At 65.9% G+C, this 24,619-nt stretch carries 20 protein-coding genes, 3 tRNA genes and 1 pseudogene; 20 read left to right on the top strand and 4 right to left on the bottom strand.

Features of this window, described 5'->3' with window-relative positions:
* Positions 1-57 precede the first annotated feature (57 nt).
* From ACSLGO_RS09910 to ACSLGO_RS09900, 3 genes are read right to left on the bottom strand one after another with little or no spacing between them, the layout of a single operon-like run.
* Positions 58-621, bottom strand: a complete 564-nt coding sequence (locus tag ACSLGO_RS09910) for a TetR/AcrR family transcriptional regulator (RefSeq protein ID WP_436401013.1) — start codon at positions 619-621, stop codon at positions 58-60.
* Between the two features lie 39 nt (positions 622-660).
* The gene (locus ACSLGO_RS09905; RefSeq protein ID WP_436401012.1) at positions 661-2,784 is read right to left on the bottom strand and encodes a YhgE/Pip family protein; all 2,124 of its coding nucleotides are present in this window, start codon (positions 2,782-2,784) and stop codon (positions 661-663) included.
* A complete protein-coding gene (locus ACSLGO_RS09900; RefSeq protein WP_386917365.1) occupies positions 2,784-3,455 on the bottom strand; it encodes an ATP-binding cassette domain-containing protein in 672 nt (223 codons plus the stop codon). Before ACSLGO_RS09900 ends, ACSLGO_RS09905 begins: the two co-directional genes overlap by 1 nt.
* 150 nt (positions 3,456-3,605) lie before the next feature.
* Here ACSLGO_RS09900 and ACSLGO_RS09895 point away from each other — a divergent pair, with 150 nt between their 5' ends.
* The 14 genes from ACSLGO_RS09895 to ACSLGO_RS09830 all read left to right on the top strand — a co-directional run bounded on the left by ACSLGO_RS09895 (position 3,606) and on the right by ACSLGO_RS09830 (position 18,310).
* Positions 3,606-5,042 carry a YibE/F family protein gene (locus ACSLGO_RS09895; protein WP_436401011.1) on the top strand — a complete coding sequence of 479 codons (1,437 nt, stop codon included), beginning with the start codon at positions 3,606-3,608 and terminating at the stop codon, positions 5,040-5,042.
* A 76-nt stretch (positions 5,043-5,118) separates the two neighbouring features.
* Positions 5,119-6,291, top strand: a complete 1,173-nt coding sequence (dusB, locus tag ACSLGO_RS09890; RefSeq protein WP_263128681.1) for a tRNA dihydrouridine synthase DusB — start codon at positions 5,119-5,121, stop codon at positions 6,289-6,291.
* 6 nt (positions 6,292-6,297) lie between these two features.
* Positions 6,298-7,581, top strand: coding sequence for a deoxyguanosinetriphosphate triphosphohydrolase (locus tag ACSLGO_RS09885; RefSeq protein ID WP_436401010.1), 1,284 nt, complete (start codon positions 6,298-6,300; stop codon positions 7,579-7,581).
* Between the two features lie 36 nt (positions 7,582-7,617).
* Positions 7,618-9,570, top strand: a complete 1,953-nt coding sequence (gene dnaG / locus ACSLGO_RS09880; RefSeq protein WP_436401009.1) for a DNA primase — start codon at positions 7,618-7,620, stop codon at positions 9,568-9,570.
* A gap of 51 nt (positions 9,571-9,621) precedes the next feature.
* Positions 9,622-9,694: transfer RNA gene (locus ACSLGO_RS09875), tRNA-Asn, on the top strand.
* A gap of 128 nt (positions 9,695-9,822) precedes the next feature.
* Positions 9,823-9,895, top strand: a tRNA-Asn gene (locus ACSLGO_RS09870).
* Between the two features lie 322 nt (positions 9,896-10,217).
* A complete protein-coding gene (locus ACSLGO_RS09865) occupies positions 10,218-11,375 on the top strand; it encodes an NAD(P)-dependent malic enzyme (RefSeq protein WP_325786583.1) in 1,158 nt (385 codons plus the stop codon).
* Positions 11,376-11,563: 188 nt separating this feature from the next.
* The gene (locus ACSLGO_RS09860; protein WP_091606327.1) at positions 11,564-12,997 is read left to right on the top strand and encodes a sugar porter family MFS transporter; all 1,434 of its coding nucleotides are present in this window, start codon (positions 11,564-11,566) and stop codon (positions 12,995-12,997) included.
* Positions 12,998-13,103: 106 nt separating this feature from the next.
* Positions 13,104-13,901 carry a phage holin family protein gene (locus tag ACSLGO_RS09855; RefSeq protein ID WP_091606939.1) on the top strand — a complete coding sequence of 266 codons (798 nt, stop codon included), beginning with the start codon at positions 13,104-13,106 and terminating at the stop codon, positions 13,899-13,901.
* Between the two features lie 33 nt (positions 13,902-13,934).
* Positions 13,935-14,564, top strand: coding sequence for a CDP-alcohol phosphatidyltransferase family protein (locus tag ACSLGO_RS09850; protein WP_436401008.1), 630 nt, complete (start codon positions 13,935-13,937; stop codon positions 14,562-14,564).
* An 18-nt stretch (positions 14,565-14,582) separates the two neighbouring features.
* A complete protein-coding gene (locus ACSLGO_RS09845) occupies positions 14,583-15,515 on the top strand; it encodes a DMT family transporter (protein WP_091606324.1) in 933 nt (310 codons plus the stop codon).
* A gap of 45 nt (positions 15,516-15,560) precedes the next feature.
* Positions 15,561-16,745, top strand: coding sequence for a glycosyltransferase (locus ACSLGO_RS09840; protein ID WP_436401007.1), 1,185 nt, complete (start codon positions 15,561-15,563; stop codon positions 16,743-16,745).
* 92 nt (positions 16,746-16,837) lie between these two features.
* Positions 16,838-16,911: transfer RNA gene (locus tag ACSLGO_RS09835), tRNA-Ile, on the top strand.
* Positions 16,912-17,125: 214 nt separating this feature from the next.
* On the top strand, positions 17,126-18,310 hold the full coding sequence (locus ACSLGO_RS09830; RefSeq protein ID WP_263128686.1) for an acyl-CoA dehydrogenase family protein: 1,185 nt from the start codon (positions 17,126-17,128) through the stop codon (positions 18,308-18,310).
* 126 nt (positions 18,311-18,436) lie between these two features.
* On the opposite strand, the pseudogene ACSLGO_RS09825 reads toward ACSLGO_RS09830, so the two are convergent.
* Positions 18,437-18,964: pseudogene (locus tag ACSLGO_RS09825) on the bottom strand (peptidoglycan DD-metalloendopeptidase family protein); the annotation flags it as partial.
* Between the two features lie 494 nt (positions 18,965-19,458).
* Here ACSLGO_RS09825 and rpsB point away from each other — a divergent pair.
* From rpsB to ACSLGO_RS09795, 6 genes are all read left to right on the top strand, one after another.
* Positions 19,459-20,334, top strand: coding sequence for a 30S ribosomal protein S2 (rpsB, locus tag ACSLGO_RS09820; RefSeq protein WP_091606317.1), 876 nt, complete (start codon positions 19,459-19,461; stop codon positions 20,332-20,334).
* Between the two features lie 139 nt (positions 20,335-20,473).
* Positions 20,474-21,313 carry a translation elongation factor Ts gene (gene tsf / locus ACSLGO_RS09815; protein WP_436401006.1) on the top strand — a complete coding sequence of 280 codons (840 nt, stop codon included), beginning with the start codon at positions 20,474-20,476 and terminating at the stop codon, positions 21,311-21,313.
* A gap of 155 nt (positions 21,314-21,468) precedes the next feature.
* Positions 21,469-22,200, top strand: coding sequence for a UMP kinase (gene pyrH / locus ACSLGO_RS09810; RefSeq protein WP_091606313.1), 732 nt, complete (start codon positions 21,469-21,471; stop codon positions 22,198-22,200).
* Positions 22,201-22,355: 155 nt separating this feature from the next.
* On the top strand, positions 22,356-22,913 hold the full coding sequence (frr, locus tag ACSLGO_RS09805; RefSeq protein ID WP_091606310.1) for a ribosome recycling factor: 558 nt from the start codon (positions 22,356-22,358) through the stop codon (positions 22,911-22,913).
* 77 nt (positions 22,914-22,990) lie between these two features.
* Positions 22,991-23,869 carry a phosphatidate cytidylyltransferase gene (locus ACSLGO_RS09800; RefSeq protein WP_226802571.1) on the top strand — a complete coding sequence of 293 codons (879 nt, stop codon included), beginning with the start codon at positions 22,991-22,993 and terminating at the stop codon, positions 23,867-23,869.
* Between the two features lie 111 nt (positions 23,870-23,980).
* Entirely contained in the window at positions 23,981-24,559 is a 579-nt protein-coding gene (locus tag ACSLGO_RS09795; RefSeq protein WP_176697612.1) for a DivIVA domain-containing protein, read from the top strand.
* Positions 24,560-24,619 lie beyond the last annotated feature (60 nt).

Below are 24,619 nucleotides of genomic sequence, written 5' to 3'. Positions count from 1 at the left end.
AAGTGCACGTATCAGGCTTGATACGTGCACTTTCTGTTATCTCGATGAGGGGAAGGCTCAGGCAGTGAGCCGTCCCGAGAGGGTAAAGAGCACCGACGCGGACACTTCCTCCACACTGCGTTCGGGGGAGAAGGCCAGCCACTCGATGCCGCCCACCAGCACGGCTCCGAAGATGGTGCCCGCCATCAGCTCAGCGTCCGGACGTTCCGGGTGGGTTTCCCGGATCACCGTCACGATTTCCGCCAGCGCTTCCCGCCGCACAGTTTGCAGGTGGGTCTGCCAGGACCTGTCCGTCCGGAAGATCTCCGCGGCAATCAGCTTGGCCAGGGGCTGGTTCCCGGAAATGAGCTCCAGCATTGCAGTGACCATGGAGGCCAGGGCCTGCCCGCCTGTTTTCCCGTCCCGAGACTGCCGCAGCGTTTCCGCCAGCGCCCCGATTCCGTCCAGGAGGAGCTGTTCGAAGAGCTTGTCCTTGGACGAGAAGTTGTAATAGACGCTGCCCTTGGCCACGCCGGCGCGCACCGCTACGTCTTCCATGGTGGTGCCGGTGATCCCGTTCAGCGACGCCAGCTCCAAAGCGGCGTCCAGGATCGACCGCTTGGTGCCTGATACCCGTGGCATGCAATGAGTCCTTTGTTTCTCCGGTGGTTCCCTTTGATCTTAGAGGTGCAGCTCCGGGTGCAGCCGCTTGATGGTCCACATCCGCTGGCGGCCGGCGCTGAGCGAGCTCACGGCCACGCATACTGCCGTGAGGATTCCCAGGACGGCGACGGCGGTCCACATCCGGGCGTCCACGCCTCCGGTAATCAGCGCCCGCAGCCCGTTCACCACATAGGTTGCCGGCATGAACGGATGCAGTGCCTGGAAGAAGCCCGGGGTGGTTTCCACCGGATAGGTGCCGCCGGAGGAGCTGAGCTGCAGCATCAGCAGCACCAGGGAGACCACCCGGCCGGCCGCGGTTCCCAGCACGATGATCAGCATCTGCTGCAGGGCAAGGAAGGCCACCGTGGTCAGGTAGAGGAAGGCGCCGGTGCCCAGCAGGTAGGCAGGATGGATGTCCAGGCCCCAGACCAGCACGGCCATCATGATCAGCACCTGGCCCAGGCCGATGGCCAGGGCGGGGATGAGTCCGGTGGCGGCAGCCCGGAAGCCGGAGATGCCGGCAGCCAGGGCCCGGGTAGGCAGGGCGCGGAGCAGCAGCCAGGTGATCAGCGCGCCAACGAAGGTTGCCAGTGCCAGGAAGAATGGCGCGAAGCCTTCGCCAAAGCTGTCCGCCTGGGTGGCGAATCCGGCGTCGAGTTCGACGGGATCCGCAGCGACGGCTGCCTTGGCATCTATCGCGTCGGCTGAGTCCTGGGGGAGCGCTTTTCCTCCCTCGGCGAGGGCGTCGGTGAGGGTGTGGCTGCCGGCTGAGAGCTGACCTGCTCCTTCGGACAGGGCGGTGCCGCCGTCGAGCAGTTCCCCGGCCCCGGCCGCCAGGTCGCTGGTGCCGCCGCTGAGGGTGGCGGCCCCGGCGTTCAGGTCGGCGGCGCCGCGGGCGGCCGCCTGGGCTCCGGCATCAACCTGAGAGGCTCCGGTCGCCAGGTTGCCTGCGCCGGAGGAGAGGGCGGCAGCGCCGTCGGCAGCGGACTGCGCTCCGGCGGATACCTGCGCGGCGCCGGCGGAGAGGTCTGCACTTCCGGCCGCCAGCTGTCCGGCGCCGTCGGCTGCCTGCCCGACGCCGGTCTGCAGCGTCTGCGTCCCCGCGGCAACCTGGCGCGCTCCTTCGGCCAGCGGTTTCAGCTGGGCCAGGAGCGGACTGTCCGGGTTCTGGGCAGCAATTCCCGCGACCACTGAATCCAGGCCGGAGGAGACCTGTGAAGCGCCCGCATTCAGCTCCGAGGACTGGGGAACGGCGCCGCTGAGCTTGCCGGACAGGGCAGTCAGATTATTCTCCAGCCACTGCGCTCCGGAGGCCACACCGGCTGCCCCGGTAGAAAGCTGCGCCGTGCCGTCGGAGAGGGACTGCGCGCCGGCCGCGAGGTCGCTGCTGCCCGCGGACAGTGCGGACGTTCCTGCGGTGAGGTCCGTGAGGCCGGAGGCCAGGGTGTTCGCGCCGGCAGAGAGGCGGAAGGCGCCGTCCTGCAGGGTGAGGGTCCCGTCGGCCAGGCTTCCCAGCCCGGCAGTGAGCTGTCCTGCACCGTCTACGGCGGAATCGATTCCCTCGGTGAGTTCACCGGCACCGGCCGCGGCGTCCCGGAGGCCCTCGCCGGCGTCGTTCAGGCCGACCAGCAGGCTCGAGGCGACCTGGTTGCCGAGCTGGGAGGAGACCGCCGCCTGGACCTGGGCCATTGCCTGCTTGCCCAGTACACCGGCCAGGAAGTTGTTGGAGTCGTTGTAGTCGACCTTCAGGGTGGCGGATGACGGGTGTTCCGTGCCCACTGATACGGCGTTCGCGGAGAAGTCCCGCGGGATGGTCAGGGAAAGGTAATAGGTCCCGTCCGACACGCCGCTGGCAGCATCCGCAGCGTCCGTGGCATGCCAGTCCAGGTCAGCGCCGTCTAGCAGCTTGTGCTCGAGTTCATCCCCGGCGTTGAGGGGTTCGCCGTCGCGGACTGTTCCTTCATCTTCATTGACCAGCGCGACGGACAGTCCGTCCAGGTGCTTGTCGGGGGAGTCGAAGGCCCACAGGTACAGTGCGCCGTAGATCAGGGGAATGAACAGCATCACGACGACGGCGATCCTGGGCAGGGTGCCCCGCCGAAAACGGCTGAGTTCGGTCCCGGGGGAAAGCATTGCAAACATCAGTGCGCCTCCATCAGCACGGTGGATGGCTCAATCCCAGAGCCGCTCCAGGGAAGGGTTGGCAGCGAGGCTGCTCCGACAACGACGGCGGTGCCGGCCGCAGCGAGCGCAGCCAGCCGTTCCTGAACCAGGGCACGCGCGCTGCTGCCCTGCAGCTGTTCAATGTCGTCGACGAACAGCACAGCGGGGTGGGACAGCATGGCCAGCGAGACGCGCAGCAGGAACTGTTCCGCTTCTCCCAGGTCCCAGATCACGGTTCCCGCGGAGGGGACTTCCAGCTGCCCGAAGACCGGTCCGCAGATCCGGGCCATCTGGCGGTCGGACACCCTGGGAACAAAACGCCACCACGGCGCCAGCCAGGCCAGGCGCTCACGCACGGCGGCGCCGGCGGTGACCCCGGGCTCCAAGTCGTCGATGTCCCTGAACCCGGCGATGCCCGTTTGCCGCTGTACCTGCCGTGCCTGCCGGGGAAGCTGCAGGCCAAGGACTTCAAGGGTGCCGCTGTCCGGCTTCATGCGTCCGGCGAGGGTCAGGAGCAGGCTCGTCCGGCCACTCCCGGCGGGGCCGCACAGGACGCTGAGCGGATCAGTGACAGTGAAACTAAGCGGGCCGTAGACGCGGCCCCTGGCTGCGGAGAGGCTGAGCTCCTCCGCGAAAATAACCGGTTGCACGAAGTGCCTTTCACGAAATCGATTTTTTGTACTGACCAGTCAGTCTAGACCCTCCGAAGGGTAAATTCGGAAATCGGCCCGCGGCATGGGGAGAATGGGAGTGCTCGCCCGCACCGGGCATCCGGTCAGCCCAACCCAGTGAGGACCTGCATGGGACACACCCACCTGCACGACGCCGGAACACCCACCCGAGCGGCCCTCGCCGCGCGTCGAAAGGCCAACCGGCTGCTGACGGCCATCCTCGTGCCGCTCGGCCTGCTTGCCGTCGCCGGAATGATTGCGCTGTGGCCCAGCGGCGATCCGGGCGAGATCACCATTGCGGACCCCTACGCAACCGCCGAGGGCGTCACCATCGACACCGGATCCGTCCAGCGCGTGGGCGTTGAGGACTGTCCGTCCTCCGTCACGCTCACCCAGGCCGGGGTGCAGGCGCCCCAATGCCAGGTGGCCCATGTGCTGCCCTCCTCCGGCGGTTCCGCCGTTCCCGTGGAAGTGCCCCCGGAAGTCGCCAAGACCAATGCCATCGAGGCCGGGGATACCGTCCGCTACCTGAACCTCGAAAACGTGATGGTGGACAGCGGGGCGCCGCCGTACATCTTCATGGACTTCGTGCGCAGCGTTCCCATCGCGGCGCTCGCCGTGCTGTACGCGGCAGTGGTCATCGCCGTCGCCCGCTGGCGCGGAGCGCGCGCACTGATCGGGCTGGGCGGTGCCTATGCGGTGCTCGCCGGGTTCATCCTGCCGGGGCTGGTGGAGGGCAAGCCGCCGCTGCTGCTGGGCCTGGTGGGATCCAGCGTGATCATGATTGGAGTGCTCTACTTCGCCCACGGATTCTCGGCCAGGACCTCGACGGCGCTGCTCGGCACCCTGTTCGGGCTCGGGATCACCGCCGGGCTGGCGGCATGGGCGACGGACGCCGCCCATCTGATCGGCGTGGACAATGAGAACGCCTATGCCCTCATCAATGCCTCGGACGAACTCTCGATCTCCGGCATCATTCTCTGCGGCCTGATCATTTCCGGGCTGGGCGTGCTCAACGACGTGACCATCACGCAGTCCTCGGCCGTGTGGGAGATGTATGAACTGGCACCCGGGGCCTCCGCCCGGCGCCTCTTCACCGGGGCCATGCGGGTGGGGCGGGACCACATTGCCTCCACGGTCTACACCATCGCCTTCGCGTATGCCGGTGCGGCACTGCCGGTCCTGATCCTTGTCTCCCTGTATGACCGCACCCTGATGCAGACACTGACCAGCGGTGAGCTGGCCGAGGAAGTGGTGCGCACGCTCGTTGGATCCATCGGCCTGGTACTTGCCATCCCGGTGACCACCGCCGTCGCCGTCCTGGTGGTGAAGGCCGTCGGGCTGTCCGGGGCCCGGGCGGAACACGCCGGCGATTCACCGGACACCGGCCCCGGTGCCGCAGGGAACGGGCGTGAACCGGCACGGACTGCGGCCGGGGCCGGCGGCTCCGCGGCACTGGGCCGGCCGTCCGGCAGAGCCGCTGCGGGTGAGCCCGGAACGCGCCGCGGGGCGCGGGCAAGGCGTACCGCCCCCGGCTTCCCCACGGAGGACCAGGTTCCGGAGTGACCGCGGAGAGGCCTCCGCGACGACACCCTTCGTGCAAACCCGCGCAGGATTTGCACCCGCTTGCGAGAATAGGAGGGTGAGCGTTGCAACCACTAAGACCAGGCTTGAACTGCCGCCGCTGCAGCTCGGCAAGCTGACCATTGATACGCCGGTGATCCTGGCTCCCATGGCAGGCATTACCAACAAGGCGTTCCGCCGGCTGTGCCGCGAGTACGGCGGCGGACTCTACGTCACCGAAATGGTGACGTCCCGGGCCCTCGTGGAGCGCTCGCCGGAGTCGCTGCGCATTATCCAGCACGACGACGACGAATCCATCCGCTCGGTCCAGCTCTACGGCGTGGATCCCGTGACCGTCGGCGCGGCCATCCGGATGCTCGTGGAGGAAGACCGGGCAGACCACATTGACCTCAACTTCGGCTGCCCCGTTCCCAAGGTCACCCGCAAGGGAGGCGGCTCCGCCCTGCCCTGGAAGCTGGACCTGTTCACGGCGATCGTCCAGACCGCCGTCCGGGAAGCCTCCAAGGGAGAGATCCCGCTGACCATCAAGATGCGCAAGGGCATCGACGAGGACCACCTCACCTTCCGCGAAGCCGGCAAGATCGCCCGCGACGCCGGAGTGGCGGCAGTAACCCTGCACGGACGCACCGCTTCCCAGTTCTACTCCGGCAAGGCGGACTGGAACGCCATCGCCGAACTGCGCGAATCCCTTCCCGACGTGCCGGTGCTGGGCAACGGTGACATCTGGTCCGCGGAGGACGCCATCGCCATGGTCGAGCAGACCGGTGTTGACGGCGTCGTCATTGGCCGCGGCTGCCAGGGCCGCCCGTGGCTCTTTGCTGACCTGCAGGCAGCCTTCGAAGGCCGCGAGGACCGCCACCGCCCCGGACTGAAGGAAGTTGCGGACAGCGTCTACCGGCATGCCGAGCTGCTGGTGGAAACCTTCGGCGATGAAGTCATTGCCCTCCGGGACATCCGCAAGCACATGGCCTGGTACTTCAAGGGCTACGTGGTCGGGGGAGAGCTGCGGGCTAAGCTGGCCACTGTGCCCTCCCTCGAGGTCCTCCGCGGACTCCTGGCGGAACTCGATCCCACCGCTCCGTATCCCGGCGCGGATGCCGAGGGTCCCCGCGGCCGGGCAGGCACACCCAAGAAGACAGCACTGCCGGAAGGCTGGCTGGACGGCCGGGAACTGAACCCCGCCCAGAAAGCCATCATTGCGGCAGCCGAACTCGATGTATCAGGTGGCTAAGAACACATGACCCTTCCGCAGGTTTTCCGTACCGCCGGCTACACCGACGTGGACCAGTCACGCTGGGTCACCGAGCCGGCCAAGAGCACGCACCGGACGCAGTTCGGCCGCGACCGTGCCCGGGTACTGCATTCCTCGGCCCTGCGCCGGCTGGGTGCCAAGACGCAGGTAGTGGCTCCGGATACCGACGACTTTGTCCGCACCCGCCTTACCCACAGCCTGGAAGTGGCGCAGGTGGGACGCGAACTGGGCAACGCCCTGGGCTGCGACCCCGACGTCGTCGACGCCGCCTGCCTCTCCCATGACCTGGGGCACCCGCCCTTCGGGCATAACGGCGAAACCGCATTGAATGACATTGCCCACGCCATTGGCGGGTTCGAAGGCAACGCCCAGACCCTGCGGCTGCTGACCCGGCTTGAGCCCAAGATCATTGGACCGGACGGATCCCCGGCCGGCCTGAACCTCACCCGCGCCAGCCTGGACGCGTCCTGCAAGTACCCGTGGTCCGCCGTCGACGCCCCGCTGGTCAACGGGCACCGAACCACCAAATTCGGCGTGTACGAGGATGACCTCCCGGTCTTCACGTGGCTGCGTGACAGCGCGCCGGCCGGCCGGTCCTGCCTGGAAGCGCAGGTCATGGACCTGGCGGATGATATTTCCTACTCCGTGCACGACGTCGAAGACGCTATCGTCGCCGGACACGTGCAGCTCAAGTGGCTGGACAATCCCGACCAGCGCGCCCGAGTGATCGGCTACACCCAGCAGTGGTACGTGCCCACCGCGGATCCCGCTGCCGTGGACGCCGCCCTTGCCCGCCTGGAATCCGAAGGCGTCTGGGTCCGCGAAGCCGACGGGAGCCGCCGCTCGATGGCAGCGCTGAAGGACATGACGAGCCAGCTCATTGGGCGCTTCTGCTCCAGCGCCATGGACGCCACCCGGGACATCTACGGATTGGATCCGCTGACCCGGTACAACGCTGAAATGGTTGTTCCCGAGGAAACGCAGCTGGAGATCGCCGTGATGAAGGGCCTGGCGACCACCTTCGTCATGACTACGGACCAGCGGCAGCCGCTGTACGAACGGCAGCGCGAAGTCCTCACCAACCTGGTTGCCCAGCTCTCCGCCACCGGTGACCGCCACCTTGAACCGATGTTCGCGGCGGACTGGCGGGAAGCGGCCGACGACGGCGCCCGGCTGCGCGTGGTCATCGACCAGGTGGCCTCGCTCACGGACGGATCCGCTCTGGCCCTGCACGAACGCCTGGTAGGCCCGGTTCCGGCTCTCTGGTAGGAACCCGGGTTTGGTCCCGGGGAATAAGGTAGAACCATGGCCGGCCTGATTAAACGCGAAGACATTGATGAAGTACGCTCCCGCACCGATATCAAGGCGGTAGTGGACGGGTATGTCACGCTGAAATCCGCCGGAATCGGCTCCTTCAAGGGACTGTGCCCCTTCCACGACGAACGCTCCCCGTCCTTCCACGTCCGTCCCCAGGTAGGCACCTACCACTGCTTCGGCTGCGGGGAGAGCGGTGACGTCATCTCTTTCGTGCAGAAGATGGACCACGGCACCTTCTCCGAAACCGTGGAGAAGCTCGCCTCCCGCCTGGGCTACGAACTCCACTATGAAGACGGCGGAACCGGTCCGCGCCGCGAGGACGTGGGCAAGCGCCAGCGACTGCTGGACGCGCACAAGGTTGCCGCGGAATTCTTCCGTGAACAGCTGCTCACTCCGGGAGCTGCCGCGGCCCGCAGCTTCCTGGCCGAACGCGGCTTCGACCCCGCCGCCGCAGAGCACTTCGGAGTCGGCTACGCGCCGCAGGGCTGGGATTCGCTGCTCAAGCACCTCACCGGGCGCGGGTTCACCCGGGAAGAACTGGCCCAGACCGGCATGTTTTCCACCGGGCAGGATGCGTCCCGGTTCTACGACAGGTTCCGCGGGCGGCTGATCTGGCCGATCCGGGACCTGACCGGCGCCACCATAGGGTTCGGCGCCCGCAAGCTGTACGAGGATGACCAGGGACCTAAATACCTGAACACCCCGGAAACCCCGCTCTACAAGAAGTCCCAGGTCCTCTACGGCATTGACCTGGCCAAGCGTTCGATTGCCAAGGACCGCCAGCTGGTGGTGGTGGAAGGCTACACGGACGTCATGGCGTGCCACCTCGCCGGCATTACCACCGCAGTGGCCACCTGCGGCACCGCTTTCGGTACGGACCACATCAAGATTGCCCGCCGGCTCCTTTCCGACGACGGCACCGGGGGAGAGGTCATCTTCACGTTCGACGGCGATGCCGCCGGCCAGAAGGCGGCGCTCCGTGCGTTCGAGGAAGACCAGCGCTTCAACGCGCAGACCTTCGTCGCCGTCGACCCCCACGGCATGGACCCCTGCGACATCCGGCAGCAAAAGGGTGACGCCGCCGTGGCGGAACTGATCCGCTCCCGCCGGCCGCTGTTTGAGTTTGCGATCCGTTCCACGCTCGCCAAGTTCGACCTGAACACGGTGGAGGGACGCATCTCTGCCCTCCGCGCCGCGGCTCCGGTGGTGGCCGAAATCCGCGACTCCGCCATGCGTCCCGCCTATGCCCGGGAACTGGCCGGCTGGCTGGGCAGCGAGGTTGACGACGTCCTGCGCGCCGTGAACGCCGCAGCCAAGCGGCAGCGCGAAGCCCGGGATCCGAACAGCCCGCAGTACCAAAAGGGCCAGCAGGCCGTCCACGGACAACAGGGCCAGTATGGCCAGCACGCCCCGCAGCAGGCGGAACCGCACCCGGCGCAGGAAGCCGCCCCCGAGGCCCAGTCCTTCGCCCGCCCGGATCCCAATGACCCGGCGGCACGAATGGAACGCCAGGCCCTGGAGGTGGTGCTCCAGCAGCCAGGACTCCTGGACGCCGGCCAATGGGAGCGGTTCAAGGCAGCACGGTTCACCGTCCCGGCCTACGTGGCGGTCCACAACGCGGTGCGGGCTGCCGGGGAGGTTCCGGCGTCTGCCGCAGCATGGGTGGAGCAGGTCCGCCAGGAACTGCCGGACGCCCTGCGCGGTTTCGTCAGCGAACTGGCGGTGACACCCATCCCGGCCCGAGACGCTGATGCGCTTGCGATGTACTGCCGGGACATCCTCAACCGGCTCTTCGAGCTTCAGGTGACACACCTTAAAGCGGAGAAGCTGGGGCAGCTGCAGCGGCTGGATCCCAGCGCGGATCCGGCGCTGTTCCAGCAGCTCAACCGCGAGCTGATGGAGCTCGAAATGCAGCGGCGTGCCCTGCGCGAGATGCAGTGAGACGCGGATTTCGTTTCTTGGCTCTTCGTCTGTAAAGTAATAGTCGCGCTTTCCCCCGTAGCTCAATTGGCAGAGCATTCGACTGTTAATCGAAGGGTTACTGGTTCGAGTCCAGTCGGGGGAGCAACTGGGCTCCTGACCTGTACAAAAGCAGGTCAGGAGCCTTCTTCTCGCTTCCGTCTCCGGCAGCGGGGAGCAGGCCGGGCAGGCGGTGACAGCTGCCGGGCCGGTGTAGACTGATTGTCGCCGCTTTCCCCCGTAGCTCAATTGGCAGAGCATTCGACTGTTAATCGAAGGGTTACTGGTTCGAGTCCAGTCGGGGGAGCAACTGCCGAAGGCCCGTAACGCTGTTACGGGCCTTCGCTGCATCCGGGGCGCATCCGCCCCGGGCCCGGGAAGCGCCGGTGCCGCGCCGCCGTCGGCCGCAGTTTGCCCACCATGCCCGCCCCGCGGCTACACTGGGGGTCTGCCGCCGCGCAGGCCACCGGATCCACAACATATCCGCACGCCGCAGGCGGCCGGGGCGTACCTATCCTGATGCCCATGCCGGAACCCTACTGTTCCGCCGCATACGTGTTTATGAGGCTGCTGATCCAGCGGACCCCTCAACCGCGGTCCTTTTTTCTTCCTTCATCAGGAGTACAACCATGACCTCTACCGCCGTACCTGCACCCATCACCGAGCAGGAAATCTTCGCGTTCCACGAAGGCGGCAAGCTGTCCGTCGAGACCACGCAGCCGCTGGATTCGCAGCGGGCCCTCTCTATCGCGTACACCCCGGGCGTGGCGCAGGTGAGCCGCGGAATCGCCGCGGAACCGCAGCTGGCCGAGTCCCACACCTGGGCATCCCGGCTGGTGGCCGTTGTCAGCGACGGCACCGCCGTCCTGGGCCTGGGCAACATCGGTGCCTCCGCCTCCCTGCCGGTCATGGAGGGGAAATCGGCGCTGTTCAAGACCTTCGCCGGGCTGAATTCGATTCCGCTGGTCCTGGAGACCACGGATGTCGACGAAATCATCGAAACCCTGGTGCGCCTGCGGCCCAGTTTTGGTGCCGTGAACCTGGAGGACATCTCGGCGCCGCGCTGCTTCGAGCTGGAGAGCCGCCTCATTGAGGCGCTGGACTGCCCGGTAATGCACGATGACCAGCACGGCACCGCCATCGTCGTACTGGCCGCGTTGACCAACGCGGCCCGGGTCACGAACCGCGGGCTGGCCGGGATGCGTGTGGTGATTTCCGGCGCAGGCGCCGCCGGGGTTGCGTGCGCCACGATCCTCCTGGAAGCCGGAGTGCACGACGTCGTTGTCCTGGACTCGCGCGGAATCCTCTCCGCCGGGCGGGGGCTGGATGGGGCCAAGGGCGAACTTGCCGCCCGGACCAACCCGCGCAACCTCGAAGGGGGACCGGCCGAGGCGATGGCCGGCGCCGACGTCTTCATCGGTGTGTCCTCCGGAACCGTCCCGGAAGACATCCTGGCAACCATGGCACCGGACGCCATCATCTTTGCCCTCTCCAACCCCGATCCCGAAGTCCATCCGGACGTTGCCGCCCGCCACGCTGCCGTCGTTGCTACCGGCCGCAGTGATTTCCCCAACCAGATCAACAACGTCCTGGCGTTCCCGGGGATCTTCCGCGGCGCGCTGGACAGCGGCGCCCGCCGGATCACCTCCGCGATGAAGGTGGCCGCCGCAGCCGCCATCGCGGACCTGGTGGGGGATGACCTGGCTCCGGACCACATTGTCCCGAGCCCGCTGGATCCGAGGGTGGCGCCGGCCGTGGCTGCTGCCGTAGCTGACGCTGCCGGCTAGGCGGGCGGCGGCAAACTGCCGGTTCCGGCGCCCGCCGGGGGTGTGTCCTCCGCCGTTTGTGCGGAACGTACCCCGGGCGGGCGCTGTGCCGGAATCCTGCGGCCACAGTTCCCAGTGATCCAAAGGATGCTTAGTGTTGGAGTAGGCTTTATTGGTTATTTCCCAGCACTAGGAAAGCCGAGGAACCGATGGGTGCCAGCCAGACAGGCCCTAGCCAGGGAAACGCCGGACACGTTTCACACCCGGCAAAAGTCATTGCAGTAACCGTTGCCGCAGCAGTCGGCGGGCTGCTTTTCGGCTTTGATACAGCCGTTATCAACGGGGCCGTCGACGCGATTGGCGGCGAATTTTCGCTCAGCGCAGGAGTGCTGGGCTTCACGGTTGCCATCACGCTGCTTGGCTGCGCGGTTGGCGCGTGGTTTGCCGGCCAGCTTGCGGACCGGCTGGGTCGCAAGACGGTCATGGTGGCGGCTGCCATCCTCTTTGCCGTCAATTCAATTGGCTCTGCCTGGGCGTTCAGCGTCTGGGACCTGATGCTCTGGCGCCTGATCGGCGGCCTGGCCATCGGCACGGCGTCGGTCATCGCCCCTGGCTACATTGCCGAAGTAGCCCCGGCCAAGTGGCGCGGGGCGCTCGGATCGGTGCAGCAGCTGGCCATCACCCTGGGCATTTTCGCGGCCCTGCTCTCCGATGCCTGGCTCGCCAACAGTGCCGGCAGCGCGTTCAACGAACTGTGGTGGGGCATGGCCGCCTGGCGGTGGATGCTCCTGGTGGGCGTAGTCCCGGCCATCGTGTACGGAATCCTGGCGCTGACGATCCCGGAGTCGCCGCAGTATCTGGTGAGGAAAAACCGCGACGAAGAAGCCGCCCGGGTGCTCCGGAGCATCACCGGTGTCCAGGACACGGACCGGAAGATCCGCGAAATCCGGGAAAGCTTCGAAAGCGAAGAGCGCGCCACCTACGCGGACCTGCGCGGAACCATGCTGGGCCTGAAGCCCATCCTGTGGATTGGCATGTCCATCGCCGCACTGCAGCAGCTGGTGGGCATCAACGCCATCTTCTACTACTCCACCACCCTGTGGCAGTCGGTTGGCTTCAGCGAATCGGACTCCTTCACGACGTCGGTGATCACCTCCGTAGTCAACGTGCTGATGACGATCGTCGCCATTGCCTTCGTGGACCGGGTTGGCCGCCGCAAGCTGCTCATGACCGGCTCGATCGGCATGTTCGTGGGCCTGCTGGCGGCAACCGTGTCCTTCTTCCAGGCAGACAGCAGCAGCGGAGAAGTAGTGCTGCCGCAGCCCTGGGGTGCTGTCGCGCTGATCGGCGCCAACCTGTTCGTCGTCTTCTTTGCAGCAACCTGGGGACCGGTCATGTGGGTGACGCTGGGGGAGATCTTCCCGAACAACATCCGATCGCTCGCGCTGGGCCTGAGCACCATGGTGAACTGGATCTTCAACTTCATCGTCACGCTGTCCTTCCCCTGGGTCAGCGAAAACTTCGGGTTGTGGATCATGTACGCCATCTTTACGATCTTCGCGGTGGTCTCGTTCTGGTTCGTCAAGACGAAGCTTCCGGAGCTCTCCGGCCGCGAGCTGGAGGAGAACCGGGACAAACTGTGACTCATGGTGCTGGGGCGCCTGGGCATCGGCTAGTGAAAGCTGAGGAGAATGGTAATTTTGGGTAATGGCAACGGCGAACAGTAACGAGCAGACGGAGGCAGAGCCGATGAACAGCTCCGCAAGCACCAGGACCCAGCGGGCTAACGGGAGCTCCTCCCTCGCTGGACTGACCAAGGTGATGGCGCGGCTGCTGCCCCGCCAGGTCAGCGACGAACTGTCCCTGGCCCTGGCCGAGATGAAGCAGAAGGGCATCAAGGCCGGTGTCGCCGCCGCCTTCGTCGTCGTCGCCCTCCTCTTCCTGGCTGCGCTCGGCGTCGCCCTGATCTCCGCGGCCATCCTGGGACTCGCCACCGTCATGCCGGCGTGGCTCGCCGCACTGCTCGTCGCTGCACTCTTCCTGGTGATCGCCGCGGTTGCCGCCCTGGTGGGAATCAACCGGTTCAAGAAGACCATGCCGCTGGTCCCGGAGGATGCCCTCCGCGGCATCCGCTACGACCTTGGCGTCCTCAAGGAAGGACGCAGCTTCGATCCCGCAACCCTGGACGCGCCGAAGAAGCCCAAGGAGCAGAAGCCCGAAGAAGGCAAACAGGACAAGCCCGAGGACGCCGTGCAGAAGCCGACCCCCGAGGAACTGCGGATCCGGCTGCGGCAGCGCCGCGAGCACATTGCCGCCGTCCGCGACGGCCTGGGCGAGAAGACGGACGTCAAGAAGCAGATGGCGGACCTCAAGGCACGCCGCGCCGCAGACCGCAGGAACGGCACCGCCGGCTCCGGCGCCCAGCAGGGCGAGGGCATGGCGGACGAAGTCGGTGCCATGTTCCGCGAACGCAAGCAGCCCCTCGCGGTTCTGGGCGCCTCCCTCCTGGCCATGGGGATCCTGCTGCGCAGGCTCCTGCGAAAATAGCGCCTTGAACAGGAAGGCAGAAGGAGTTCGGCAGTGATCAGGCTCATCGGCGCCGGAACACGACCGGGCCGGGGTGAGCGGGTCCTTGATACCTTCTGGACAATTCCCAACCTGATCACCATCCTGCGGTTCCTCGGCGTACCGCTGTTCGTCTGGCTGATCATCCGGGACGACTACGGGGCAGCGTTCATCACCCTGGTCCTCGTGGGCTCCACGGACTGGGTGGACGGCTACCTGGCGCGGCGCCTGGACCAGGTGTCGGCGACCGGGAAGTGGCTGGATCCCGTAGCGGACCGTCTCGCCCTGATCATTGTGGCGACGGTGTTCGTCGTAGACCGGATCGCGCCGAGCTGGTTTATCTGGGCGATCGTCATTCCGGACCTCATCCTGATCATCAATTCGCTGATCCTGTTCCGCGGCAGTCCAAACCTCCCGGTGAGCAACATCGGAAAGATCCGCACGGCACTGCTGCTGGTGGGTGCCCCCATGCTGCTACTCCACAAGGTGCCCGGCTTCGACTACGAGTGGCTGGCCATCGTCGGGAACTCCGTGCTGGTCCTTGGCTGCATCGGCCATGTTGCAGCCTTTGCCGGCTATCTGCGGGCTTCCTGGCACAAGCACCGGAGGCAACTCGAAGCAGCAGGCGAAGCCCATGGTTCCTAGGCACGGACCGGGGGAACCATGACCGCCGTCGCAATTGCCTGTGCCCTTGCCAGCGCCGTCTTCCTCGCCTTTGGTGCCCAGCGCCAGGGAAGCGCGGTCAGCGCAGACACCGGCGGACTCAGCCTGAGTTCCGCCGGACTCGGCCGGCTGCTGCGCAACCCGCGCTGGCTCTTCGGCCTGCTCCTGCTGGGGACAGGTACTGCCCTGAACGTTGCGGCACTCGCGATGGCGCCGCTCACCGTGGTCCAGCCCATCGGTTCGCTTGCGCTGGTGATCACCACGATCGTGAACTCACGGGACCAGGGCCTGCGCCTGAACCGGGTGACGGTCGTGTCCATCGTCGCCTGCGTCGTGGGCAGCATGCTCTTCGTGCTTCTCGCCGTCGGGGCCACCCGGACCGAACAGGTGGTGGAACCCCGGCAGGAAATCGTGATCGTTCTGATCCTCGCCGTCGTTGTGGCGTTCTTCGGCCTGCTGAACCTGCTGTTCGGCAAACGGCTGGGTGCAATAGCGCATATCCTTGGCGCCGGCATCCTCTTTGGCTTCGTCGCGGTGCTGACCAAGACCATCGCCGCGGACCTCCTGGATCCCAACGGCCGTTTCCTGCTGAACGTGCCCTGGTACACCATCGTGGGGATCGCCGTCGCCGGCGGGCTGGGTGCCTGGTTTGTGCAGAGTGCTTATTCCAGCGGTCCGCCGGACCTGGTAATCGCGGGACTGACGGTTATCGACCCGATGGTGGGCATCGCCATCGGAATCGGCGTGCTCAACGAACTGCGGCCGGATGTCCCTGCCGTACTGGGCGTCGCCATGGGTGTCTGCGCCGTGATTGCTATTGTGGGGGTGGTCGCTTTGTCCCGCTACCATCCGGACGTCATCAAGCGCCGGGAAATGAACAAGCGGCGGCAGAAGCCCGCGTCCACCCGGACCGGGGCCACCCGCAAGCCCTGATACCGTACGGCCCGACCGCCACAACACCAATAGAGGACTTTTTACGTGACCGAGGAACCGGCAGACAAACCGCTGACCATCCTGATCGCCTGCGACACCTACCCGCCGCACCTCAACGGCGCAGCCCAGTTCGGCTTCCGCCTGGCGCAGGGCATGCACGGACGGGGCAACAATGTGCACGTCCTGGCTCCGAGCCCGGACAGCGGGCCCGCGCATTCCGAGACCGACGGACCCTGGACAGTGCACCGCCTCCGCTCGCACGGAGTGCCGACCCATGACTACTGGCGGATCTGCCTCCCGTGGGAAATCAAGAAGCACATCTCCATGCTGCTGGACAAAGTGAAGCCCGACGTCGTGCACATCCAGTGCCACTACATGGTGGGGGAGTACACCCTCTACGCTGCGCGCAAGCGCGGGATCCGGGTGGTGGCCACCAACCACTTCATGCCGGAAAACCTGGACCCGTTCCTGCCCTTCCCCAAATGGTTCAAGCGCATTGTCGCCAGGAACTCGTGGCGGGACATGGGCAAGGTCATGGGAAGGGCCGCTGTCGTGACAACGCCGACCCCGCTGGCTGCCAAGGCCATGGTGGAGCACGCGCGCCTGACGGACGTTCTGCCGCTGTCCAACGGAATCGACGCGTCGACCTATGAACTCCGTGCCGGCGAATCCGTCGACCGACCGGACCACCCCACCGTGCTGTTCGTGGGCCGGCTGGCCGAGGAGAAGCACGTCGACGTGCTGATCAACGCCGTAGCCAAGACGCCGCGCGAACTGAATGTGCACGCCGAGATCGTCGGCGGCGGTGAGGTTAAGCCCGCCCTCATTGCGCTGGCCAAGCACCTGGGCATTGAAGACCGTGTTCAGTTCCGCGGGCTGGTCAGCGACGAGGAACTGCGCCAGGCCTACCTCCGCGCGGATATCTTCTGCATGCCCGGTACTGCCGAACTGCAGTCGCTGGTGACCCTCGAGGCAATGTCCGCGTCCACTCCCGTACTGCTCGCCAACGCCATGGCGCTGCCGCACCTGGTGGAACAGGGCCGGAACGGGTTCCTGTTCCAGCCCGGAGACAGTACCGAAGTTGCCGGCCGCATCACCGAAATCCTGCAGCTGCCCGAGGACGAGCGGCTGAAAATGGGCCAGCACAGCCGCAGCATGGTTGATGCACACAGCCTGGAAGGCACCCTGGCCACCTTCGAGAAGCTCTACCGGACGGACAGCACCGCCTAGCCTCGCCGCACCCCGGGCACCGCCTGATTCGGTGCCCGGGGCCGCAGCCGATTAGGATGTTCCTACTGCCTGTCAGGACACTGGCAGCACGCGGGGCTGTAGCTCAGCCGGTCAGAGCAGCGGACTCATAATCCGTGGGTCGTGGGTTCAAGCCCCACCAGCCCTACCCGCACGGCGCGCCATCTGCCATTCCGGCGGGTGCAGCGTACAACACCCCGGTCTTCGGACCGGGGTGTTTTTTGTTTGGTCCTGCAGGGAGTCGCCGTACGTGCCCGGCAAACTGACCAGCCCGGGGGATTGTGCCCGATGTTACTCATGGGTAACATAAGGGGCAGCCGGCTTCACGGCCCGGATCGAACTGGATCAGCGAAGGACATTCCATGGCAACTATCGACGTCGATAACCTCCCCTACGCGGACGGCGACTTCTACGCATTCGAAGACCTGCTCAGCGACAAGGAGCGCGACCGCCTTCACGAGATCCGTTCGTGGCTGGCGGCCGAGGTCAAGCCGTACGCCAATGACTGGTGGAACGCCGGTACCTTCCCCACCCACATGATTCCCAAGCTTGCCGAGCTGGATGTTGTGTCCCCGGTCTACCGCCAGGGCTACTCCAACCTTTTCGCCGGACTTTGCCACGCTGAATTCACCCGCGCCGATACCTCCTTTGCCACCTTCATGGGCGTGCATGACGGCCTGTTCACCGGATCGATCGAAGCCCTGGCCTCCGAAGAGCAGAAGGAAGCCTGGCTGCCGGACATCTACTCCCTGAAGAAGATCGGCGCCTTTGGCCTGACCGAACCGCTCGGCGGTTCGGACGTTGCCGGCGGAACCCGCACCACTGCCCGCCGCGAAGGGGACAACTGGATCCTCAACGGCGCCAAGCGCTGGATCGGCAACGCCACCTTCTCAGACTGGGTGGTCATCTACGCCCGCGACGAAGCGGACAACCAGGTCAAGGGGTTCCTCGTGGACACCAAGACCCAGGGCTACACCGCCACCAAGATCGAGAACAAGATCGCCCTGCGCACCGTGCAGAACGCGGACATTGTGCTGGACAACGTGGTGGTCAGCGACGACTACCACCTCAAGGGTGCCAACAGCTTCCGGGACACCAACAAGGTCCTGAAGGTCACGCGCCTGGCCGTTGCCTGGCAGGCTGTGGGCCAGCAGATGGCAGCGTTCGACGTTGCCCGCCGCTACGCCGTCGAACGCCAGCAGTTCGGCAAGCCCCTGGCGTCCTTCCAGCTGGTGCAGGAACAGCTGGTACAGATCCTCGGAAACACCGTCAGCTCAATGGGCATGATGGTCCGGCTGGCACAGCTCGAGGATGAGGGCCGCGCCAAGGACGAGCAGTCAGCCCTGGCGAAGGCCTTCACCACCGCCCGGATGCGCGAATCGGTTGCGCTGGGCCGCAGCATCCTGGGCGGCAACGGAATCGTTACCGACTACGGAATGGCCAAGATCTTCGCAGACGCCGAGGCCATCTACTCCTACGAGGGCACCTATGAGATCAACACCCTGGTGACCGGCCGTGCCATTACCGGAATCGCTGCCTTCGTCTAGGCTCTCCAGTGGCCCGGCGCCCAGTGGGAGCAGGACGCTCGGACGCCGGTCCATGACGAAGGCCAACGGGTCCACGTAGTCCCCGTCCAGCCGTACTCCCCAATGCAGGCAACTGCCGGGGCAGTGCGGCTGTCCGGTTCTAAGCCCCGCAGCGCCGCGCTGCTCGAGCTCACCAAGACGCTGGCCGGGCAGGACAGGATCGCCGGGGGAGAGGACGCCCGCCACCGGTTCGAAGCTGCTGAGCAGGCCACCCCCGTGATCGACAGTCACGACGCCGCGGTCCACCACCCGCCCCGAGAAGCGGACCGTGCCGAAGGCGGGCGCCAGCACTGCGTCTCCCGGCGCGGCAGCCAGGTCAACGCCGCGGTGGCCGGGAAGCCAGCGCTGCGCAGGCTTGTCGAAGACCCGGAGAACGCGCGGCTCGGGATGCAGGGGCCATACCCACCCGGGCGCGGCTGGTGCAGGTTCGGCCCGGCTTGAATCGGCCACCGTCCACAGGCATGCCAGGACCAGGACGGCGATCCACGCCGTGCCTGCACCCGCGCGGAGTCCGGTCCTCCGGGTCTGCCCGGGCGCGGCGGGGGAAACCACGGGTGGCAGATCAGGGGCTGGCAGTCCAGGGGCCGTCGAATGTGCCGGAACGAAACACGTCATGGGGCCAGTCCACTCCAGCAGCGGCTGGTACGGCGCCCGCGTACCCGAACGCGGGGACAAGATTTCTCCGGGCCGGGGAAGATGCGTTGCTGGGGAGGAAGGCAGGCACAGTCGCGGGCCGAAGTGCTCCGGCGCTGTAGTACACTTGACGAAGCAGTTTGCTGCGCGCTGATCCTCCCTGCCCAACCGGGAAGCTCCCTCCTGCCGCCACTGGCGCAACGGAGAACCGCCCGGAGAAGCAGGACGGATCAGGAGAACGCGCTTCAGGCTGACTACGCGTGCCCCAACTATCCACGCTTTTCGCAAGGAAAAACTGGGTGCGTTCCTGCGGTCCGGTGAACACCGGGATAGGGACGCACGCCACCGGCCTCTAACAGGCGCGAGGGCTGATGGGCACCAGGAGCAACACCCGCCGGGTGCTGCTGATAACCGTCAATTGGCAGCTTATCCAAGCGTGCGCACAGCGCCGCACTGCTGCCGGAAGGAGTGACGACATGCCCGTCGTTACCATGCGCCAGCTGCTCGACAGCGGCGTTCACTTTGGTCACCAGACCCGCCGTTGGAACCCGAAGATGAAGCGCTTCATCTTCACCGAGCGCAACGGCATCTACATCATTGACCTGCAGCAGTCGCTGTCCTACATCGACCGTGCATACGAGTTCGTCAAGGCCACCGTTGCCCACGGCGGAACCGTGCTGTTCGTCGGCACCAAGAAGCAGGCGCAGGAAGCCATCGCAGAGCAGGCCACCCGCGTGGGCCAGCCCTACGTCAACCAGCGCTGGCTCGGCGGCATGCTGACCAACTTCCAGACCGTTGCGAAGCGTATCCAGCGCATGAAGGAACTCGAAGAGATCAACTTCGACGACGTTGCTTCCTCCGGCCACACCAAGAAGGAGCTGCTGCTCCTCAAGCGTGAACTGACCAAGCTGGAATCCAACCTGGGCGGCATCCGTAACCTGACCAAGGCTCCGTCCGTGGTCTGGATCGTGGACACCCAGAAGGAACACCTCGCAGTTGACGAGGCCAAGAAGCTGAACATCCCGGTTGTTGCCATCCTGGACAGCAACTGCGATCCGGACGACGTCGACTTCCCGATCCCGGGCAACGACGACGCCATCCGCTCCGTCAACCTGCTGACCCGCGTTATCGCCGACGCCGTTGCCGAGGGCCTGATCGCCCGCCACAACAAGTCCGGCAACACCGAAGCCCCGGCTGAGCCGCTGGCTGAGTGGGAGCGCGAACTGCTCGAAGGCGCAGCTGCCCCCGCCGCCGAAGAGGCTCCGGCCGCTGAAGCCGCTGCTGAGGCTCCGGCCGCTGAGGCTGCTCCGGAGGCTCCGGCCGCCGAAGCTCCCGCAGAAGAAGCAAAGTAATTCGATTTCCACTGTGACGGCAGCTGCTTCCTAGCAGCTGCCGTCGCGGAACCTTCGCCTGTGCGGCGGGCCGGAACCCCGGCCCGCCGCACAGCCGGAACTGCACCAATACTTTTATTACGGGAGGACTGGAGTCCAAATGGCGAACTACACCGCTGCTGATATCAAGGCTCTGCGCGAGCGCACCGGCGCCGGCATGATGGATGTGAAGAAGGCTCTCGACGAGGCCAACGGCGACGCCGACAAGGCCATGGAGCTCATCCGCATCAAGGGCCTCAAGGGCGCTACCAAGCGCGAAGGCCGTTCCACCGCCGAGGGCCTGGTTGCTGCCAAGGTCATCGATGGCACCGTTGGCGCGATGATCGAACTGAACTGCGAGACTGACTTCGTTGCCAAGTCCGCAAAGTTCATCGAACTCGCAGACCGCGTCCTGGCCGCAGCCGTGGAATCCGGCGCCGCTGACGCCGAGACCCTCCTGGCCTACGAGGTTGACGGCAAGCCGCTGTCCGAGGTTGTCGTCGAAGAAGGCGCGATCCTGGGCGAGAAGGTTGTTGTCCGCCGTGTTGCACGCGTTGAAGGCAAGACCGTCGACGCCTACCTGCACAAGACCTCAAAGGACCTGCCTGCACAGGTTGGCGTTCTGTTCGCCGTCGACGGCGAAGGTGACGCAGCCTTCACCGCCGCCCACGACATCGCCGTGCACACCGCTGCCTACGCTCCCACCTACCTGACGCGCGACGAAGTTCCGTCCGACCTGGTTGAGAACGAGCGCCGCATTGCTGACGAAACCGCACGCGCCGAAGGCAAGCCCGAAGCTGCCCTGCCGAAGATCGTCGAAGGCCGCCTGACCGGCTTCTTCAAGGAGATCGTGCTGCTCGACCAGCCGTTCGCCAAGGATGCCAAGAAGACTGTTGCCACCGTCCTGAACGAAGCCGGCGTTCAGCCGACCGCCTTCGCCCGGTTCCGCGTCGGAGCCTAAGGTACCGAAACGGCGCGTACGCAAAGCGAACGCGAAATGATGGCATAGAGGGGGTGGCCACCGAAAGGTGGCCACCCCTTTTGTCTGTCCAAATCCCCTTATTACCCTTGAACCAGCTGACACGTTCACTCACCAGCACTGCCCCGGGAGGCATCATGGACCACGCCCTGAAAGACACCGACACTCCGCGCCGCCGCGTACTGCTCAAGCTCTCCGGCGAGGTGTTCGGCGGAGGGAAGCTGGGCGTGGATCCGGAAACCGTCCGCTCCGTGGCCAAGCAGATCGCCGCTACGGTAGGCGAGGTGGAGACGGCGATCGTGGTGGGCGGTGGTAACTTCTTCCGCGGTGCCGAGCTGTCCCAGAGCGGCATGGACCGATCCCGCGCCGACTACATGGGCATGCTTGGCACGGTCATGAACTGCCTGGCCCTGCAGGACTTCCTGGAGCAGGCTGGCGTTGAAACCCGCGTCCAGAGCGCGATCACCATGGGCCAGGTGGCAGAGGCCTACATTCCGCGGAGGGCCATCCGCCACCTCGAAAAGGGCCGCGTTGTGATCTTTGGAGCCGGAGCCGGCCTGCCCTACTTCTCCACGGATACCGTTGCTGCCCAGCGCGCCCTGGAAGTCCACGCTGACGAGGTGCTGATGGCCAAGTCCGGTGTGGACGGCGTTTACACCGCGGACCCGAACAAGGACCCCAACGCACAGCGCCTGGAAACCCTGACGTATGACGACGCGCTCCGCCAGGACATCCGGGTCATGGACCAGACGGCCATGACCATGTGCAAGGACAACGACCTGTCCATGGTGGTCTTCGGCATGGAGGGCGAAGGCAACGTCACCCGCGCCATCCGCGGCGAGAAGATCGGTACCGTGGTCTCGAACTGAGCCGCCTCCCGCGCGGCTGACCGCCCGGCACTCCGGCGGCATCGCCGCAGGTGCCGGCGCGGGAGCCGCGCGGGTTAGGATGGTAGAAGAGACCAATTTCGCCACTGCACGGTTCATTTCCGGCGCTGGCAATTCCCTTCCAATGAGGAGACACCGTGATCGAAGAGACCTTGAAAGAGGCAGCCGACAAGATGGACAAGGCTGTGGAGGTTGCCAAGGAGGACTTCTCGACCATCCGCACCGGCCGTGCGAACCCCGCACTTTTCTCCCGCGTCCTGGTGGACTACTACGGCTCGCCGACGCAGCTGCAGCAGCTGGCATCCTTCGCGACGCCGGACGCCCGCACGCTGCTGATCACCCCGTACGACGTCACTGCCCTGCGCGCCATTGAGCGGGCACTGAGTGACTCCGAGGTAGGGGCCAACCCGTCCAATGACGGCAAGGTCATCCGGGTCGTCATGCCCGAACTGACCCAGGACCGGCGCAAGGAATACGTTAAGATTGTCCGCAGCAAGGGCGAAGACGCCAAGGTTTCGGTCCGCAACATCCGCCGCAAGGCCAAGGATGGCCTGGACCGGCTGGTCAAGGACGGGGAAATCGGCGAAGACGACGGCAACCGTGCCGAAAAGGACCTGGACGCACTGACCAAGGCTCACACGGATTCAATCGATGAGCTGCTCAAGCGCAAGGAAGCCGAGCTGCTCGAGGTCTGATGAACCAATCCCAGCCTTCAACCCAGGCTGGCGGTTCCCCGTCTCCTGAGGCAGACCCGGCAGCGAAGGGCACGGACATGACTGTTCCCGATGGCCGCAGGGCCCGCAGTGCGGCTGCCCGTGCCGGCAAGCAGCGCAAGCCTTCCAAAGCCGGACGCAACCTCCCGGCGGCCATCGCCGTCGGCGTCGTCCTGCTTGGTGCGCTGCTGGTGGGCCTGCTGTTTTCCCCGGTGGCCATCGCGGTGATCGCCGCGGCGTTCTCCGCAGTGGGCGTCTGGGAAGTCTCCCGCGCACTGGAAATCCGGGGAATCAAGGTTCCGCATGTTCCGGTGCTGGTCGGCTCCGTAGCAGTGCCGCTTGCAGCCTACTTCGGCGGCACGGAGGCACTGGCGATGGCCCTGGCCGGTACGGGCATAGCCGTCCTGCTCTGGCGGACCATCGACACCGCGCAGGACGCTCTGCGCAGCATTCTTGCCGGTGTGTTCGTGATCCTCTGGATTCCGTTCCTGCTGAGCTTCGCGCTGCTGCTGCTGCGGGAGCCCGAAGGGCAGACCCGGGTAGCGGTCCTGCTGCTGCTAGTGGTTGCCAATGACACCTTCGGCTACCTCGTGGGGGCGATCTTCGGTAAGCACCCCATGGCGCCGAAGATCAGCCCCAAAAAGTCGTGGGAGGGCTTCGGAGGCTCCGTTGCGGGTGCCACAGTGGTGGGCGTCCTGGCCGCCGTGCTGTTCCTGGACCAGCCCTGGTGGTTCGGCCTGGTGCTGGCGGTAGCTACCGTCGCCGCAGCCACGGCGGGGGACTTCTCCGAGTCTATGGTCAAGCGCGAGCTTGGCGTCAAGGACATGTCCAACCTGCTCCCCGGACACGGCGGCGCGATGGACCGGCTGGACTCGGTGGTCTTCGCCTCGCCGGTGGTGTTCCTTCTCTCGGTCCTGCTCGTTCCGGGTGCAATGTAGCGCCGTCCCGGGGAGTCCTGCCCAGGTCCTGGGCGGGGAACACGTAAGATATTTTCGACGGTCCCGCATCCCGTGGCGGAAACAGACTTGACACCTAAGGATTAGCTGAACATGAACGATGCGAGGCAGGCCAGTGCCCCCTTTGAGCGTGTGGGCCGCAGGGAATACGGATACAACGTCCGCCAGGTAGATGATTTCCTGACCCGGGCCCGGAACTACTACAACTCAGAGACACCGGGAGCCAAGGTCATTACCAGCCGCCACGTCCGTTCCATGGCTTTCGATCCCGCCAAGGGAGGCTACGAGGCACAGGCCGTCGACGCCGCCCTTGACCGGCTTGAGGACGTGTTCGCCCAGCGTGAGCGGGACCGGCTGATCCAGGAAAAGGGCGAAGAAGCCTGGCTGCTGCAGATCGGCCGCACCTCGGCCGTGCTCCGGGCCCGGCTGCACCGCAAGCCGGGGGAGCGCTTCCGGCGCCCTACCAAGAAGCGCGCCCACAGCTATAACGTGCGCGACGTCGATGCGCTCTGCAACGAACTGCTGGGCTACTTTGAGCACGACCGTCCGCTGAGCGTCGACGTCGTGCGCCGTGCAGTGTTCCGCGAGGCCAAGGGCGATGCGGGCTACGAAGAGACCCAGGTCGATGCGTTCCTGGACCGGGTCGTCGAGCTGATGGCCGCGATCGACTAAACCCGTCCCAAGCCTTTCGAGAGGCCAGTTACGGCTCATATCAGCACCCAAACGAGCCGC

The organism is Arthrobacter sp. IK3, from assembly GCF_051337705.1.
Taxonomy (GTDB): domain Bacteria; phylum Actinomycetota; class Actinomycetes; order Actinomycetales; family Micrococcaceae; genus Arthrobacter_B; species Arthrobacter_B koreensis.
The sequence above is the reverse complement of the archived record's forward strand: the minus strand, read 5'-3'. Positions and strand labels throughout refer to the sequence as shown.